Source organism: Saccharothrix saharensis (assembly GCF_006716745.1).
Taxonomy (GTDB): Bacteria; Actinomycetota; Actinomycetes; order Mycobacteriales; family Pseudonocardiaceae; genus Actinosynnema; species Actinosynnema saharense.
In genome coordinates this window covers 7,966,221-7,981,612 of the sequence record NZ_VFPP01000001.1, presented here as the reverse complement: position 1 = coordinate 7,981,612, position 15,392 = coordinate 7,966,221, and the positions used below count along the sequence as shown (strand labels likewise).

16 protein-coding genes are annotated in these 15,392 nt (G+C 74.5%); 6 read left to right on the top strand and 10 right to left on the bottom strand.

Going from position 1 to position 15,392, the window contains the following annotated elements; translation table 11 throughout:
* Positions 1–32: 32 nt before the first annotated feature.
* The gene (locus FHX81_RS36380; protein ID WP_141983012.1) at positions 33–674 is read left to right on the top strand and encodes a class I SAM-dependent methyltransferase; all 642 of its coding nucleotides are present in this window, start codon (positions 33–35) and stop codon (positions 672–674) included.
* Between the two features lie 12 nt (positions 675–686).
* Positions 687–1,160, top strand: a complete 474-nt coding sequence (locus FHX81_RS36375) for a GNAT family N-acetyltransferase (protein WP_141983011.1) — start codon at positions 687–689, stop codon at positions 1,158–1,160.
* 9 nt (positions 1,161–1,169) lie between these two features.
* Here FHX81_RS36375 and FHX81_RS40960 read toward each other — a convergent pair whose 3' ends face one another.
* The 3 genes from FHX81_RS40960 to FHX81_RS36360 form a co-directional block, all read right to left on the bottom strand.
* Entirely contained in the window at positions 1,170–1,937 is a 768-nt protein-coding gene (locus FHX81_RS40960; RefSeq protein ID WP_170232298.1) for a hypothetical protein, read from the bottom strand.
* Between the two features lie 443 nt (positions 1,938–2,380).
* A complete protein-coding gene (locus tag FHX81_RS36365; RefSeq protein WP_141983010.1) occupies positions 2,381–2,872 on the bottom strand; it encodes a metallophosphoesterase family protein in 492 nt (163 codons plus the stop codon).
* A gap of 25 nt (positions 2,873–2,897) precedes the next feature.
* Positions 2,898–3,140, bottom strand: a complete 243-nt coding sequence (locus FHX81_RS36360; protein WP_141983009.1) for an acyl carrier protein — start codon at positions 3,138–3,140, stop codon at positions 2,898–2,900.
* A 177-nt stretch (positions 3,141–3,317) separates the two neighbouring features.
* On the opposite strand from FHX81_RS36360, the gene FHX81_RS36355 reads away from it, so the two are divergent.
* Positions 3,318–4,487 carry a glycosyltransferase gene (locus tag FHX81_RS36355; protein ID WP_141983008.1) on the top strand — a complete coding sequence of 390 codons (1,170 nt, stop codon included), beginning with the start codon at positions 3,318–3,320 and terminating at the stop codon, positions 4,485–4,487.
* Positions 4,488–4,700: 213 nt separating this feature from the next.
* Here FHX81_RS36355 and FHX81_RS36350 read toward each other — a convergent pair whose 3' ends face one another.
* Positions 4,701–5,108 carry a DUF6292 family protein gene (locus tag FHX81_RS36350; RefSeq protein WP_141983007.1) on the bottom strand — a complete coding sequence of 136 codons (408 nt, stop codon included), beginning with the start codon at positions 5,106–5,108 and terminating at the stop codon, positions 4,701–4,703.
* A gap of 10 nt (positions 5,109–5,118) precedes the next feature.
* The gene (locus FHX81_RS36345) at positions 5,119–5,562 is read right to left on the bottom strand and encodes a DUF4383 domain-containing protein (RefSeq protein ID WP_141983006.1); all 444 of its coding nucleotides are present in this window, start codon (positions 5,560–5,562) and stop codon (positions 5,119–5,121) included.
* A gap of 35 nt (positions 5,563–5,597) precedes the next feature.
* Here FHX81_RS36345 and FHX81_RS42390 point away from each other — a divergent pair, with 35 nt between their 5' ends.
* The gene (locus tag FHX81_RS42390; RefSeq protein WP_141983005.1) at positions 5,598–5,951 is read left to right on the top strand and encodes a hypothetical protein; all 354 of its coding nucleotides are present in this window, start codon (positions 5,598–5,600) and stop codon (positions 5,949–5,951) included.
* A gap of 98 nt (positions 5,952–6,049) precedes the next feature.
* Entirely contained in the window at positions 6,050–8,026 is a 1,977-nt protein-coding gene (locus FHX81_RS42735; protein WP_141983004.1) for an FAD-dependent oxidoreductase, read from the top strand.
* On the opposite strand, the gene FHX81_RS36330 is transcribed toward FHX81_RS42735, so the two are convergent.
* Both FHX81_RS36330 and FHX81_RS36325 read right to left on the bottom strand, forming a co-directional pair.
* Complete coding sequence (locus FHX81_RS36330) at positions 8,017–9,171, bottom strand: M23 family metallopeptidase (protein WP_141983003.1); 1,155 nt, start codon at positions 9,169–9,171, stop codon at positions 8,017–8,019. The genes FHX81_RS42735 and FHX81_RS36330 overlap by 10 nt on opposite strands.
* Before the next feature lie 88 nt (positions 9,172–9,259).
* Complete coding sequence (locus tag FHX81_RS36325; RefSeq protein ID WP_141983002.1) at positions 9,260–9,817, bottom strand: ArsR/SmtB family transcription factor; 558 nt, start codon at positions 9,815–9,817, stop codon at positions 9,260–9,262.
* Positions 9,818–9,913: 96 nt separating this feature from the next.
* On the opposite strand from FHX81_RS36325, the gene FHX81_RS36320 reads away from it, so the two are divergent.
* Positions 9,914–11,722, top strand: a complete 1,809-nt coding sequence (locus tag FHX81_RS36320; protein ID WP_141983001.1) for a S9 family peptidase — start codon at positions 9,914–9,916, stop codon at positions 11,720–11,722.
* A 434-nt stretch (positions 11,723–12,156) separates the two neighbouring features.
* On the opposite strand, the gene FHX81_RS36315 is transcribed toward FHX81_RS36320, so the two are convergent.
* The 3 genes from FHX81_RS36315 to FHX81_RS36305 form a co-directional block, all read right to left on the bottom strand.
* Positions 12,157–13,158, bottom strand: coding sequence for a YdcF family protein (locus FHX81_RS36315; protein ID WP_141983000.1), 1,002 nt, complete (start codon positions 13,156–13,158; stop codon positions 12,157–12,159).
* Between the two features lie 56 nt (positions 13,159–13,214).
* A complete protein-coding gene (locus tag FHX81_RS36310) occupies positions 13,215–14,450 on the bottom strand; it encodes a DUF4032 domain-containing protein (RefSeq protein ID WP_141982999.1) in 1,236 nt (411 codons plus the stop codon).
* 137 nt (positions 14,451–14,587) lie between these two features.
* On the bottom strand, positions 14,588–15,286 hold the full coding sequence (locus FHX81_RS36305) for a Clp protease N-terminal domain-containing protein (protein WP_141982998.1): 699 nt from the start codon (positions 15,284–15,286) through the stop codon (positions 14,588–14,590).
* Positions 15,287–15,392 lie beyond the last annotated feature (106 nt).

Genomic DNA, 15,392 nt, shown 5'->3' with positions numbered 1-15,392 from the left:
CGGTTCGGCGGCCTGCCGCTACCGTCACGGTCGTGAGCGCACCCGACTGGCTGGCCGACACCAGGACCTCCTACGACACGGTGGCGGAGAGCTACACCGACCTCACCCGCGAATCGTTGGCGAAGCTGCCGCTGCTGCGCGGTGTCCTGGCGCTGTTCGCCGAGGCGGCCCGCGAGGTCGGCGGCCCGGTGGCCGACGTCGGCTGCGGTCCCGGGCACATCACGGCCCACCTGCGCGGGCTGGGGCTGGACGCGTTCGGCGTGGACCTGTCGCCCCGGATGGTGGACATCGCCCGCCGCGACCACCCCGGCGCGCGGTTCGAGGTCGGCTCGATGACCGACCTGCCCCTGGCCGACGGCTCGGTGGGCGCCGTGCTGGCGTTCTACTCGGTCATCCACGTCCCCGACGCCGAGGTGCCGGCGGTGCTCGCGCACTTCCGGCGCGTGCTGCGGCCCGGCGGCGTGGTCCTGCTCGGCTTCCACGTCGGCGACCGGGACCACCTCAAGACCGAGGGGTACGGCGGCCACCCGATGTCGCTGCACGTCCACCGCCGCCCGGTGGAGCGGGTGGCGGGGTGGCTGCGGGACGCGGGCTTCACGATCGCGGCGCAGGTCCTGCTCGACCCCGACGACGAGGTGCCGGGCGGGGTGCTCGTCGCCCGCACCCCGGCCTGATCGGGGGTCGGCGTGCCCGAGCTCATCGCACCCACCACCCGCCTGCACACCGCGTGGCTGGCCGCGCGCGCCGACTGGGGTCCGGGCGTCCACGAGGACGGTTTCGGGCTGCGGCCGGAGGACGAGGTCGACTCGCCGGAGGGGTTCGCCGCCTGGGTGGCCCGGCTGACCGCCGAGCCCGGGTCGGTGTGCCGGTGGATCGTGGAGGACGGGCAGGTGCTCGGCGGGATCGCGCTGCGGCACGGTCCCGAGGACTACGTGCGCGTGTTCGGCCACATCGGCTACGGCGTCCGACCGTCCGCGCGGCGACGCGGCCTGGCCACGTGGGCGTTGGGCCGGATGGTGGCCGAGGCGCGGGACCTGGAGCAGGTGCTGGTGGTCTGCGAGGACGGCAACACGGCCTCCATGAGGACGATCGAGCGCAACGGCGGAGTGTTCGACGGCATGTACGGCACCCTGCGCCGGTACCTGATCAAGACCCGCTGACCGGCCCGGTCAGCCGCGCGCCGCGGGCACACCCCGGTGCGGGCCCTCGAGCAGGCGCTCGACGCGGGCGGCGTCGTCGGTGCGGCGCTGCGCGTGGAACGGGTCCAGGGCTTCGCGCCACACCGCGCGGGCGGCGTCGTGCTCGTCGAGCGCCGCGTGCGGGTGGCCGGGCTTCTCCGAGGTCGTCGCCGCGGTGCCGGTGTTGCCCAGCTCGCGGAACAGGGCCGGCGCCTGCCGGTGGTGCCCGACGGCCTGCCGGTGGTCGCCCGTGCGGTGCTCGATGCAGCCCGGGCTGTCCGGGGTGTCCGCCACGCCGCGCGGGTCGTCGTGCCTGCGGTGCGGGGCCGGCGCGTCCCGGCAGTGCGCCCGGGCCGTGTCGTGCTCGCCGAGGCGGGCCGCGCACCAGCCGACGTCGTTGAGCGCGGACGCCACCCGGACCGGCTGGTCGAGACCGCGGAAGAAGCCCAGCGCGCGGGTCGCGTGCAGCAGCGCCCGGCGGTCGTCGCCCCGGCGTTCGCAGGCACGCGCCGGGGTCTGGTGCGTGAGGGCCTGCTCGGCCGGGTCGCGGTGGTGCTCGGCCGGGGCGAGGGCCCGGTGCAGGTGCTCGGCGGCCTCGTCGTGACGGCCCGGGTCGGTGCGGGCGACGCCGGGGAACCGGTGCGCGCGGACGCGGGCGGCCGGGTCGGGCAGGTGGCGGCGGCGTCGAGCGCGGCCCGCCGCACGACGAGCCGGTCGCGAGGGTGCGCCCGCCGGGCCTGGAACGTGATCAGCGCCCACGCCACCTGCCACACGGTGTGGTGCCGGTGGCGCCCGGCGGCCGTCCGCCGGGCGGCCGGCAGGCCGGCGTGCTCGGTGTCGAGCCGGGCCGGCGCCGCCGCCACGTCGGGCAGCGGGAGCGGCCGCGCGCCGGCGGTGGGAGCCCGAGCGGTCGGCGTCGGGGGTCGAGCAGGCGGGCGGCCGGCAGCCGGGACAGGTAGCCGAGCGGCGTCGCCCTGGCCCGCGCGGGCGGCGTCCCGCCCCGGACGCGCCCGACCAGCCGGTCCACCGACCACCCGGCCCGCGTCCACCGCGAGCGCCGCCGGCACGCACCGCTGCCGGTCCGGCCCGAGCCCGACCTCGCGACCCGCGTGCGACACGGCCGCTTTCCCCGGCAAGCGGACTTCCGGCACAGCCACCCCCCCACGGTCACCCCGAAGGTGCCGCAAAGGAGGTGCGCTTGTTCACGTCACCGGCACGATCCGCGCGGACCGCAGCTCCCCGTCCTCGACGTCGAGCAGGCCGACGGTGCCCCGCGGTTGGCGGCGGCGGTCGGTGGGCGAGCCCGGGTTGAACACGCGCACGCCGTCGCCGGTGACGTCCATGGGGATGTGGGAATGGCCGAACACCACCAGGTCCGCCCCGGGGAACCGGCGGCGCATCCGCGCGGTGCGGCCGGTCGCCTGGCCGCTGTCGTGGATCATCGCCACGCGCAGCCCGGCGAGGTCGAGCTCGACGGTGTCGGGCGCGCCCCACGCGACCACGTCCGGCCCGTCGTTGTTGCCGCGCACGGCGGTCACCGGCGCGTACTGCACCAGTTCGTCCAGCACGGACGCCACGCAGACGTCACCCGCGTGCAGGATGACGTCCGCGTGGCGCAGGTGTTCCGCCACGGCGGGAGGACACGACTTCCACCGCCGCGGCGCGTGGGTGTCGGACAGCACGACTACCCGCATGGTGCGCGACCCACCGCTCGCGCGCTCAGGTCAGGGCCGGTCCGGAGTCGCTGCTGCCGGACAGCTCCTTCAGGAATTCGTGGCACTGCTTGGCGCGGGCGGAGTCCTCCTCCATCACGCGGCGGAAGAAGGCGGCGATCTCCTGCTTGCCCGCGTTCTCCGCGTCCCGGACGTACTGGCCGTAGTCGTGGCCCGCCTTGAGCGCGTGGTACTGCACGGAGATCAGGTCGTAGCTGACGTCGTCGAAGCCGGTCTCCCCGGTGGCCATGGTCCCTCCTCGGTCGTGGGTCGGTCGCCCTGTGCCATACCCGGCAGCGGCGCCGTCAACCACCCGGGGCGTGGTCGCTCCGAGTGGCAGGGCCCCCGGGTTGCTTGTAGCGTTCGACGCGGGTTGAGACGACAGCCTCGGACTGGCGCGAGCCTTTCGCGGGCTGGAGGAACACCCATGAGGATCTCGGTCGTCTCGGCGCACGCGAGCCCGCTGCCCGTGCTCGGCGATGCCGAGGAGGGCGGCCAGGACGTCCACGTCGCCGACCTGGCGGCGGCCCTCGTCACCGCGGGTCACGACGTGGTGGTGCACACCAGGCGCGACTCCCCCCGCGCGCCCGCGGTGGTGCGCTCCCGGCACGGTTACGACGTGGTGCACGTCCCGGCGGGGCCGCCGAGCCCGGTCCACCCGGACGACCTGCTGCCGCACCTGGACGAGTTCACCCGGTTCCTGCGCGCGCAGTGGCGGGCCGACCGGCCGGACGTCGTGCACGCCCACTACTGGACGTCGGGGGTGGCATCGGTGCTGGCCGCCAACGGGCTGGACCTGCCGGTGGTGCAGACGTTCCACTCGTTGGGCGCGGTGGCTCAGCAGGCGGGCGACGAAGGCGTGCCGGAGGCGCGGCTGTCCACCGAGCGGCTGATCGGGCGGGAGGCGAGCCGGGTCGTGGCGCAGTCGACGGACGAGAGGGCGCAGCTGGTCGGGCTGGGCGTGGCGCGGACGCGGGTCGCGGTCGTGCCGCCGGGCGTGGACGTGCGGCGGTTCAAGCCGGACGGCCCCACCCTCAACCGCACGCTGCCGCACCGCCTGGTCTCCCCCTCGGCCGGCGCGGACGACGTGATCACGGCTCTGCGGTCGGTGTGGGACACGGAGCTGGTGGTCGTGGGCGGTCGGGCGGAGGACGTGCGCGGGCTGCGCGAGCACGCGCGGGCCTGCGGCGTCGGCGACCGGGTCCGCCTGGTCGGCCGCGTGCCGCGGGTGGCGATGCCGGCGCTGCTGAGGTCGTCCGACGTGGTGGTCTGCGCCGGGGCGGACGGTGCCGTCACGCCGTTGGAGGCGATGGCGTGCGGCGTGCCGGTGGTGGCCGCGACCGTCGGCGGCGCGACGGACACGGTCGTGGACGGCGTCACGGGCCTGCTGGTGCCGCCGGACGACCCGCGCACCCTGGCCCGCGTGCTGCGCCCCCTGCTGGCCGACGAGGCCCGCCGTGACGCTTACGGCATCGCCGCCGCGGACCGCGTCGAGGCGAGGTACAGCACGGCCCGCATCGCGACCGAGACGGTCCGGGTGTACCAGCAGGCGGCCGGTCTGCCGCAGGCGGTGGAGGCCTCGGCGCACGAGGTGTGACGGCCCCGACCGACCCCGCACACCGGGGTGTGCGGGGTCGGTCGGGGCCGGTGGCGGCACTGTCGGCGCGCGAGGGCGGGTTCGCGTGACGGGACCGGGCGGCGTGCGAGGGCATTCCGGTCATCCGGCAGGCGCGGAGACGGTCGGTCGGCTGTCCTGTGGGCGCGCGGCGAGCCGCTGGACAGGTCGTCCGGCAGGCGCGCGGGCGGCCGGTCAGGTCGTCCGGTAGGTGCGCAGGCGGTCGGTCAGATCGTCCGGGGTGCCGTAGGCGCGCAGGCGGATCGGGCGCGGGTCGCCCGGGTGGGTGCCGTGCCGGAGCGCCGCCACGTAGGCGGCCACGTCGAGGGCCGGTGGCAGCACGTCGCCGCCCCGGTAGGTGATCACCACCGGCGGCTCGCCGGGCGCGGGGCGCACGGCGGCGGCCCAGCCGTACTCCTCGTCCCACAGCAGCACGACCTCCCGGCCCGGGAACGTGGGCAGGGCGCCGGTCACCGGCACGTACGCCGTCGCCGGCGGGCCGGGGTCGGCGTGCCACCGGCTCGCCGACCCCAGTTCCACCGCCACGGCCCGCACGTACCGGTGCAGGCCGCTCGTCGGCGTGTCCTCGAAACGGTGGTCCACCGCGCTCAGGTCACCTCGCCCGCCGCGCGGTGCGGCCCAGCGCGAAGCCGAGCGCGATCATGCCGAGGCCCAGCAGCAGGTGCAGCCAGTTGTCGGCGGTGTTCACCGGCACGAAGTTCGCCGCGCTGTCGTGGTCGATGATCAAGCCGTACAGCCACAGGACCAGGTAGACGACGCCGCCCGCGACGAGGTACAGGAACGCGTTGCGCGCGGTCTTCGCCATCACCAGGCCGGCCACGCCGAAGGCCAGGTGCACGATGTTGTGCAGGATGGACACGGCGAACACGCCGAGCAGCTTGGCCTGGGACTCGTGCCCCGCGAACTGCAGCGTGTCGTAGTCGGTGGTGATCCCGGGGATGAACCCGGCGATGCCGACCAACAGGAACACCGCCCCCACGACCGTCGCGGCCAGTTGGACCGGGGTGCGTGCCGTCGCTGTGTCGGGTCTGGACATGTCGACTCCAGTCGCCTCGGGAGAACCCTCTTCGGTTGGGCATCGACTACCCGGCGTGCGCGGGGGCAAACGACTCCTCCGCCCGGCGGTCGAACCGGGCCGGCCAGGTGGCGGTCACCGCGGTGTGCTCCCCCGCTCTCCGGCGCGGCCCGGCGAGCACGTCGTCGGTGGTGGCGACCGCGCTCGCGTTCGTCGCCCGAATCACCGGCCCGCGCCACCCCGACGCGGGCGCCGGGCTGACCGGGCTGCTCGACCCGGTCGCGGGAGTCCCGGCGGGCGCGTCGCTGTCCGCGCGCCCGGCGCCGGTCCTGTCGGGCGTGCTGCTCTGGCAGGCCCACCCGCCTGGCGCACCACCGCCCCCGACCCGCGAGCACTGCGCCGCGACCTGAGCGATACCAGCGGAGAGTTCTCGACGTCATCCGGACGGGCGGTCACACCACACGATCCGGGACTATCCGGCCTACCGGGACGACAGCACAATCGAGCCATGCCCGGACCATCCGGCTCGAACGGGTTACCCGGCGTCCTCGTCGTCGGCGCCGGGATCGCCGGGCTGGCGGCGGCCCGGGCGCTGCGCGAGCGAGGTCACGCCGTCACCGTCCTGGAGGCGCGCGACCGCGTCGGCGGGCGGATCCGGACCGACGAGCACGGGGTCGACCTGGGCGCGCACTGGATCCACGGCACGGACGGCAACCCGATCACCGAGCTGGTCGAGGACCTCGGCATCCCGTACAGCTACGTGGGCGGCGACAGCGCGTACACCGGCGGCTTCGACAGCCTGGACCTGTTCGGCGCCGACCACCGGCCCGCCGGCCACCGCCGCAAGAGCCACACCCTGCACCTCGCCGACGACGTGCTGCACGAGGTCGAGCACCGGGCCGAGGCCGCGCGCCGGGGACGGCTCCCGGACCTGCCGCTCGGCGACGCCATCCGCGAGGTCCTCGCCGAGCGCCGACTGCCGCCCGAGGACGAGCAGGCGGTCCGCTACCACCTCAACGTGATCCTGCGCGAGGACGTCGCCGAGGACGTCGACAAGCTGTCGCTGCAGTCCTGGGAGGACGGCTACCTGGTCTACGGCTACGGCGACAGCGTCCTGCACGAGGGCTACCAGGCGGTCGCCGACGCCCTCGCCGACGGGCTCGACGTCCGGCTGCGGCACGTCGTCACGCGGGTCGACACCCGGGCCTCGCCGATCCGGGTCACCACCGACCGGGGCGGGTTCGAGGCGGACAAGGTGCTGGTGACCGTGCCGCTCGGCGTGCTCAAGGCGGGCGCGGTGGAGTTCGAGCCGGCGTTGCCCGAGGCCAAGCGGTCGGCGATCGCGCGGTTGGGCTTCGGCACCCTCAACAAGATCGCCCTGCACTACCGGGAGCCGTTCTGGCCGAAGGACCAGTACGTCTTCGGCTACCTGTGCCGCGACACCGACCGCCACCCCACCGTCGTCATCAGCATGTGGAAGTCGCACGGCAAGCCGGTGCTGGTGATGCTGCTCGGCGCGTCCCTCGGCCGTGAGGCCGAGACCTGGTCCGACGAGGAGGCCACCGCCTACGCGACCACCGTCGTCGCCGACCTGTTCGGCGACGACGCGCCCGCGCCCGATTTCGTCACCCGCACCGCGTGGTCCGCCGACCCGTTCGCCCGCGGCACGTACACCTGCATCGGCGTCGGCTCCTCGGCCCGCGACATCGGCGTCCTCGCCGAACCGGTGGCCGACCGGCTGTTCTTCGCGGGCGAGGGCACCAACCCCTACCACTGGGGCTGCGTGCACAGCGCCTACGAATCGGGTCTGCGCGAAGCCGCGCGGATCAGCGGGGACCCCGGCCTCTACACCCCGCCCAGCGCCGGGAGGTCACGCCGCCGGGCGCGCACCACCGACCGCGTGCTGCGGTTCGCGCGCATGCGGATGACCCACATCACCGAGCCGGAGCTGGCCGAGCGGGTGGCGTGCCTGCGGGACGGCGCCGATCCGTACGGGGTGCGGCTGTTCGCCGAACTGGCCGACGCCGAACTGGAGACGCTGGCGTCGATGTTCGACGAGATCCCGTTCACCGCGGGCGACGCGATCTGCCGGGAGGACGACGCCGCGCACGGCGTGTTCCTCGTGGCGCGGGGCGAGGTCGAAGTCGACTTCGGCGGCATCTACGACCGCGCGGTGCTCGGGCCCGGCGGGCTGGTCGGCCACCACGACCTGTTCTTCCACGCCCGCACCACGTCCGTCACCGCCCTCAGCGACGAGGTGGTCGTGTACTACCTGGACCACTACCGGTACCAGAGCTTCCTCTACGCCTACCCGGAGGTGATGATGCTGATGATGTCGGACCTCGTCACCCGGTGGGAGCGGCTGGAAACCGCGGTGGGCTACGCGACCCTGCCCACCGCGCGAGCGGGTGGGACGGGATCGGCCGCGGTCGGGCCCGCACGTCCCGGCGGCGGGAGCGCGGGCCCGCCGGCGCGTCAGCAGTAGCCGTTCACCGGGCCGCTGAGGCCGGTCCACATGAACGCGTCGGTCACCCACGTGCCGTCCGACAGCCGGTTCCACAGGTTCGTCGCGCCCCACCGGCCGGTGTGCGAGGTGCCGTTGGCGGAACAGGACACCGTGACCGTGGCCCCGTCGGCGACGCTGCCCGCCAGGGCGTACCCCGTGCCGGGGCCGGTGCGCTTGTTGACCGTGCCGCCGCCGTTGGCGTCGATCACGCCCTGGGTGAAGCCGAGCGCGCCGTAGTTGTGGACGGAACCGCCGGCGTGCACGCGGGTGCTGCCGTGCAGCGCCGATCCCTGGTAGGCCGACGCGCCGTTCTGCGGCACCCACTTGCCGACGTTGTGCTCGGCGATGCCGACGTAGGCGTTGTTCTGCCGCAGCCCGAAGTGGACGTGCCGGCCGGACGCCGACCCGCCGCACGTGACGTCCGTGCCGGTGTTGCCGAGGAACGTGCCCTGGCTGACCGCGGCCCCGTTGACGTTGATGTTGTTCCACAGGTGGTAGTAGTCGGTGGCGTAGCCGCGGTCGTGGATGACGCGGATCCAGCCGGTGCACATCGTGTACGCGGTGCCGGCGCGGGCGGCGAGCACGCGCTGGTCGCCGCCCGCGAGGTCGAGCGAGCTCCACGGCGCGGCGGCACCGGACCACCCGTGCGGTCCGCCCGCCATCCCCCACGTCTGCCCGACGGCGAACGGCAGGGCCATGCCGGTGCGCAGGTCGCCACCGGCGGTGGTCGACACCCGGCCGCCGTCCTGCCGGACGAGCAGGGCGCGTTCCCCCTCGCCGACGACCGGGGCGCGGCCGGCCAGTTCGGCGAACCGGGGTTCGCCCTCCAGCGCCACGCTCCACCCGCCGTCGGCGTGGTGGGCGACGAACAGCCAGCCGTCGGGGAGGTGCGGCGACCCGGGCCGGGTCGTCAGCACCGCGGTGCCGAACGCCCAATCGCCGTGCCGCCGCGCGGGTGTCACCACGGTGGCGCGGTCCGCGGCGACCACCCCGGTCGCGCGCTGGTGGACCTCGGCCACCACCGCCGAGGTGAGATCACCGGGTGCGGCGGCGGCCGGCGCGGCGACGATCGCGGTGGACAACACCGCGGCGAGGGTGGCCGCGGCTCGGGTTCGAACGGTCATGACGCCTCCGCAGGGAAGAGGTGCAAGACCACCAGTATCGCGAGCCGGGTCGGAAAATCACCCTCTAGATGGGCGATAAGCAGCAAATTCACGTACCTTCGGGCCGGTCGGCGGAGGACGGGCGGGCGACCAGCGACCACAGGTAGCTCAACGGCTCGCCGTCCGGCTCGTCCCGCTCGAGGAACTCGCCGATCACCGCCTGCACCCGGGCGTTCAGCTCCGCCTGCGACGCCGCACCGAGCCGCAGCACGCCCCGGGCGCTCTCCCGACCGGCGTCCGGACCCGCCTCCAGCACCTCGGCCCGGTGCGCGGCGAGCACCGCCAGGTCCACCCGGTGCGCCAGGCCCTCGCCCTCGACGTCGACCAGGCCGAGCCGCCACGTCCGGCCGGTCGCCCGGTACGGCCGCTCCAACGCGCCGCGCGTGCCGCTGCGCACCGGGTCGGCGGCCAGGAACCCGTGGCGCACCAACGCCCGCACGTGCCGCAGCACGGTCGCGGGCGCGACGCCGAGCCGGTCCGACAGCTCCTTGTTCGTCAACGCCCGGTCCCAGCACAACCGCAGGATGCGCCAGCGCAACGGGTGCGCGAGCGCCTTCAGCTCCTCGACCGTCGCGTCACGGGCGGGGTGATCGGGTGGGGCCGGCACGCGGGAGAGGCTAGCCCACCCGGCCTTGCCGCGCCCCGGGTGATTTGGTTGACTGCAACTGATTGCACTTAATGAAATCACTCAGGGGGCGAGCGGGTGGACTGGACCGACTTCGAGTGGGTGGCCGGGGCGGAACCGAGCCCCGACGGCACGGGCCTGGTGTACCTCGGCGACGCCTCCGGCCGCTGGCAGCCGTGGGTGCTGACACCCGGCGGGACCCCGCGCCACGTGGAGGTGCCGGGTTCGGTCGGCCGGTGCGTGTGGCGGCCGGACGGCGGGCGCCTGCTCGTGCTCACCGACCCCGACGGCGGCGAGGACCACCGGCTGGCCGAGGTCGACCCCGACACCGGGGACGTGCGGTGGCTGGTCGCCGAGGAGGGCGTGCGGTGCGAGATCGGCACGCCCTACGGCAGCGACGGCCGGCCGTACAGCCCGGACTCCACACTGCTGGCCTACGCGAGCAACGCCCGTGACCGCGAGGTGTTCGACGTGCGGGTGCGCGACCTGCGCACCGGTGACGAGCGGATCGTGCTGCGCGGCGACGACCGCTACCTGCCCATCGCCTTCTCCCCCGACGCACGGCTGCTGCTCGTGCTGCGGCTGCACCAGAACACCGAGCAGGACCTGTTCACGTGCGACCTCGCCACCGGCGACGTGCGGCTGCTCACCCCGCACGACGGCCCGGCGAAGCACCACCCGGTCGCGTGGCTGCCCGACTCGTCCGGCGTGTACCTGTGCACGACCAGCGGTCGCGACTTCCTGGGCCTCGCCGCGTTGTCCCTGGACGGCGTGCTGACGTGGGTCGACACCCCGGAGGCCGACGTGGAGGGCGCGGCGCTGAGCCCGGACGGCACGCGGCTCGCGTGGGGCGTCAACGAAGGCGGCTACACCCGGCTGCGGTGGAGGGACGTGGACGGCGGCCCGCCGCGGGACGTCACCGCGCTGCCCCGCGGCGTCGCGGTCACCGAGTTCGGCCTCGACGGCTACGCCCTTCGGTTCACCGCGGCGGGCGACCTGCTGGTGCAGCACGGCCGGCCGGACGCGGCGACCGACCTGTACCTGGTGGACCTGGACCGTGACGTGGCCACGCGGCTCACCGACTGCGGTGCGCGGCTGCCGGGCCCGATCGTGCCGCCGACCGTCGTCCACGCGACCGGCGCCGACGGCGGGACCGTGCCGTGCCTGCTGTACCGGCCGCCGTCGGCGAGCGCGGACCGGAGGGCGCCGGTGGTCGTGACCGTCCACGGTGGACCGGAGTTCCAGGCGAAGCCGCTGTTCGACCCGTTGGTGCAGACCCTGCTCGCCCACGGGATCGGTGTGCTCGCGCCGAACGTCCGCGGTTCGTCCGGCTACGGTCTGCGCTACCAGCGGCTGATCTACCGCGACTGGGGCGGCGGTGACCTGGCCGACCTGGAGGCGTCCGCCCGGCTGCTCGACGACGTGCCGTGGGCCGACCCGTCCCGGCTGGGCGTGCACGGCGCGTCGTACGGCGGGTTCGCCGCGTTGACGTGCCTGACCCGGCTGCCGCACCGGTGGCGGGCCGGGGTGAGCGAGTGCGGCCCCTCGGACCTGCTCAGCGACATCCGGACGTTCCCGCCGACCTGGCGCAAGCGGGCCGTCGACTGGATCGGCGACCCGGACGACCCGGACGACGTGGCCGTCCTCACCGAGCGCAGCCCGCTCGGCAACGCGCACCGGCTCACCGCGCCGGTGCTGATCCTGCACGGCGAGAACGACACCAGGGTGGACCCGGCGGAGTCCGAGCGGATGTACCGAAGACTGCGCGACCTGGGCAAACCGGCTCGGCTCGTCCTGCACCCCGGTGTCGGGCACGAGTGGACCCGGGCGGGGCTCGCCGACACGATCGGCCTGATCGTGTCCTGGTTCGCCGACCACCTCCGCTGACGACCGCCCAGGCGACGCGCAGGAACCGCGGTCGTCGTGGACGGCATGACGCCCATCCACGCCCGGGGACTCGCCTTCGACCCGGCCACGCTGACCCGCCGGCGGGCCCTCGCGCCGTACGCGGGCGCGGCGGTGTACCCGTCGCACTGCGCCATGCGCGGCAAGTGCTCGCTGTGCTCGGAGGGCGTGACGGGCGAGAACCACCGGCGTCGTCCCCGCCGCGCACCCGGGCCGGCACGAGGATCACCACGTCCCGGCTCGTCCTGTCGGAACAGGTGCGCAGGACCGTCTACGGCACCGCTGGGTACGTCCGGAGCGTGCGCGACACGGCCCGGACCTCGCTGGAGGACGACACCGTGTCCGCGACGGCCACGACGAGCAACCGGCCGACGTCACCGGCGACGTCGCCACCGGCCACACCGCCGGGCTCACCGTCAGGGCGTGAGGGTCAGCAGCAGGTGCAGGCCGACCAGCAGGCCGCACGTGACGGTGTGCACCACGGGGTTCTGGGCGAGCAGCGCGGCGAACTCGCGCAGGAACGCGCTGGGCAGGAAGTACCACGCCGTGGGCGCGCCGATGATCTGCATGCGCAGCCGCAGCCGGCGGGCCAGCACGGCGGCGCGGAAGACGTGGAAGTTGTTGGTCACCGCGACCGCGCGGCCGGTCCAGCCGCGGTCGGTCAGCAGCCGCGCGCTGTACTCCAGGTTCTGCGCGGTCGTCCTGGCGCGGTCCTCCAGGACGATCGCCTCGTCCGGCACGTCGCGGCGCAGCAGGTAGTCCCGCATCGCCACCGCCTCGGACACCGCTTCGTCCGACCCTTGACCGCCCGAGACGACGAGCAGCGGCGTGCGGCCCGCGGCGACCTCACGCCGGTACAGGTGCAGCCCGCGGTCCAGGCGGGACGCCAGCAGCGGCGGCACGCGGTCGCCGATCAGGCCCGCGCCGAGCACCACCACCGCGTCGAACCCGGTGCGGCGACCGATGCTGCCGTACACGATCGAGTAGAGCAGCAGGCTGACGAACAGGAACGCGACGTAGGCCGCGACGATCAGCAGCGACCCGATCACCGCGTCCACCGCCGGCCCGGTGCGGGCGGTGGCGAACCCGAAGGCCGCCACGACCCCGAAGATCGCGAGGCCGGCGAGCAGCGAGAGCAGGTTCGCCAGGCGGAAGCCCTCGCGGCGCAGCATCAGCACGCCGTTGGCGATCAACGCGACCGGCAGCACGAACCCCAGCCCGAGCAGCACGACCACGACCGCGTACCCGAAGACCGCGGCCGACCACCCACCCCGCACCGAGGCCCGGAACGCCAGCCACAGCACCACGAACACCAGCGTCACGCCAAGCCACACGGCGTTGCCGAGCCGCCGCCGGTCGCGGACCACCCCGACCACGAGGAACAACGCGGTCACCAGCGCCGCGATCCCGAAGATCATGGCGGTCAATCTAGGCGGCCGGCCCGGACGGCACCGAACGGCGTCCGGCCACGACGTCAGACGAAGTCGTCCTCGTCCGGGAGTTCCGCCTCCCGCTCCGACGCCGCCCGGTCCGGCAGCACGGTGGCGAGGTAGGAGCGCAACGCCGCGGTGGTGCCGACGTCGCGGCCCGCGTTCTCGGACAGGAACCACCGGTGCACCAGGACCTCGTGGAACAGCTCCGCCGGCGCCAGCACGCCCAGCAGGTCCGGCGGCACGGCGGCGACGACCGGGTCGTAGACCTCGTTGCGCCACAGGTGACCGGCGGTCGTCTCGGGAACGGGGGCGCCGTCGCGCTGCTCCAGGTAGGCGCGGAACGAGCGCAGGTCGTTGAGCAGCCGCCGGGCCTGTCCCTCCTGCACCTCCAGGCCGGTGAGCTTGAACAGCTCGCGCCGGCTCTGGCCGATCTCGGCCACCCGGATGTCGACCCGCAGCCGCGCGCCGCTCTCGGAGGTGACCAGTTCGACCTCGCCGACGTCGAAGCCGAGGTCGTTGAGCCGGCGCAGGCGTTCGGCGACGCGGTAGCGCTGCTCGTCCAGCCGGAAGAACTCCTCGCGGGTCACCTCGTCCCACAGCGCCGCGTACCGCCGCGGCACGCTGTCGGCCACCTCGACCGGGTCGATGTCGGGCGGCAGCAGGCCGCCCGCCTCCAGGTCCATCAGCTCGCCGCCGATGCGCTCCCGCGCCAGGTCGACGTCGTAGGTGCGCTGACCGGCGGACAGCTGCGGGTGGCGTTCGACGGTCTCCGCGTCGACCAGGTACGCGGCCAGGTTGCCCGCGTCGAGCCGGAACAGCGTGTTCGACAGCGAGCAGTCGCCCCAGAACGTGCCGGACAGGTGCAGCCGCACGAGCAGTTCGACGAGGGTGTCCACCAGGCGGTCCGCGGAGTGCTCGCCGCGCGGGCTGGAGAACAGGTAGCGGTAGGACATCGAGTGCTCGAGGTAGCGGGTCACCAGGATGGCCTGCTGGTCGTCCGGCCGGTCGACGCACAGCCCGAGCACCGACACCGACGGCATGCCCTCGCGCTCCAGCTCGCCCAGCACCGCGTACTCGTGCCGGGCCAGCGACTCGGCGATCTCCTTGAGCGCGTACACGCGGCCCTCGCTGGCCACGAACCGCACGACGTGCCGCGAGATGCCCCGCTGCGGCACGGTCAGCAGGAGCTTCTCGTCCCACTCCTCCAACGGCCGGGACCACGGCAGGGTGAGCAGTCCACCGGCCTCGCTGGCGGGTGGGCGGAACAGGAATCGCATGTGCTCCCCGTGGCTGGTGCGCGGACGACGCCGAAACTACCTCGTCGCGGCGCCCTCCAGCCACGGGATGTGGGCTGGTCGTCACGATCAAGAAGGTGCGGGCCGCGGCCGACCCCCCAGCGACCGCGGCCCGCGGCTCACGCGTTCTCCAGGCGCTCGATCCGCTCGATCACCGGCTGGAGCTCGCGCCGGACGACGGCGGCGATCAGCGCGGACGGGTCGGGCTGCGCGGCCGTCGCCGCCTGGATGTGCGCGAGCCCGCTCAACGCCGCCACCACGGCCTGCCGCGTCGCGCGCGGCTCGACACCGAGACCGCGCAGCACCTCGCCCGCCACGCCGTCCGGCTCCGCGACCAGGCCGATCAGCAGGTGCTCGCAGCCGACGTAGTCGTGGCCGAGCGTGAGCGCCTCCGTGACGGCCAGCTCCAGCGCGGCGGCCGCGGCCGGGCCGTACGCGACGGGCGCCTCCGCGCCGGACCGCTCGGGGAGCCCGATCCGCGCGGGGTCGACGTCCATCGCCCGCAGCACCCGCAGCGCGAGGTTGCCACCCTCGGCCAGCACACCGGCCAGCAGGTGCTCGGTGTCGACGGTCGCCGAACCGTCCTCGCGGGCGCGGTCGGCGGCCAGTCGCAACGCGGCGCGCACCCGGTCGGTGAACCTCGACCGGCGGGCCGCCACCTCCTCGGACGCCGGGTCGTCGAACCGGATCGCCCGGATCGTGCCGATCCGCCGCACGGCCTGCTCCAGCGCGCGCTGGCACACGGCCGACACCGGCACACCGGCCTCCTTGACCTGCTCGGCCAGGTCGTCCGGCAGGTACACGTTGATCTTCGGCATCGGGTCCACCCCCGTGAGTTGAATAACCCCTTATATGCTCCTATTTGGGGTTATAAGCGTACATGACACAGGTCACACCCGACTGGTGCAACATGGCGCGTCCCCC

Coding starts and splice junctions, on each gene's coding strand:
- FHX81_RS36365 (WP_141983010.1), bottom strand. CDS start 2,872: ATGCGGGTAGTCGTGCTGTCCGACACCCACGCGCCGCGGCGGTGGAAG.
- FHX81_RS36360 (WP_141983009.1), bottom strand. CDS start 3,140: ATGGCCACCGGGGAGACCGGCTTCGACGACGTCAGCTACGACCTGATC.
- FHX81_RS36355 (WP_141983008.1), top strand. CDS start 3,318: ATGAGGATCTCGGTCGTCTCGGCGCACGCGAGCCCGCTGCCCGTGCTC.
- FHX81_RS36345 (WP_141983006.1), bottom strand. CDS start 5,562: ATGTCCAGACCCGACACAGCGACGGCACGCACCCCGGTCCAACTGGCC.
- FHX81_RS42735 (WP_141983004.1), top strand. CDS start 6,050: ATGCCCGGACCATCCGGCTCGAACGGGTTACCCGGCGTCCTCGTCGTC.
- FHX81_RS36330 (WP_141983003.1), bottom strand. CDS start 9,171: ATGACCGTTCGAACCCGAGCCGCGGCCACCCTCGCCGCGGTGTTGTCC.
- FHX81_RS36315 (WP_141983000.1), bottom strand. CDS start 13,158: ATGATCTTCGGGATCGCGGCGCTGGTGACCGCGTTGTTCCTCGTGGTC.
- FHX81_RS36310 (WP_141982999.1), bottom strand. CDS start 14,450: ATGCGATTCCTGTTCCGCCCACCCGCCAGCGAGGCCGGTGGACTGCTC.
- FHX81_RS36305 (WP_141982998.1), bottom strand. CDS start 15,286: ATGCCGAAGATCAACGTGTACCTGCCGGACGACCTGGCCGAGCAGGTC.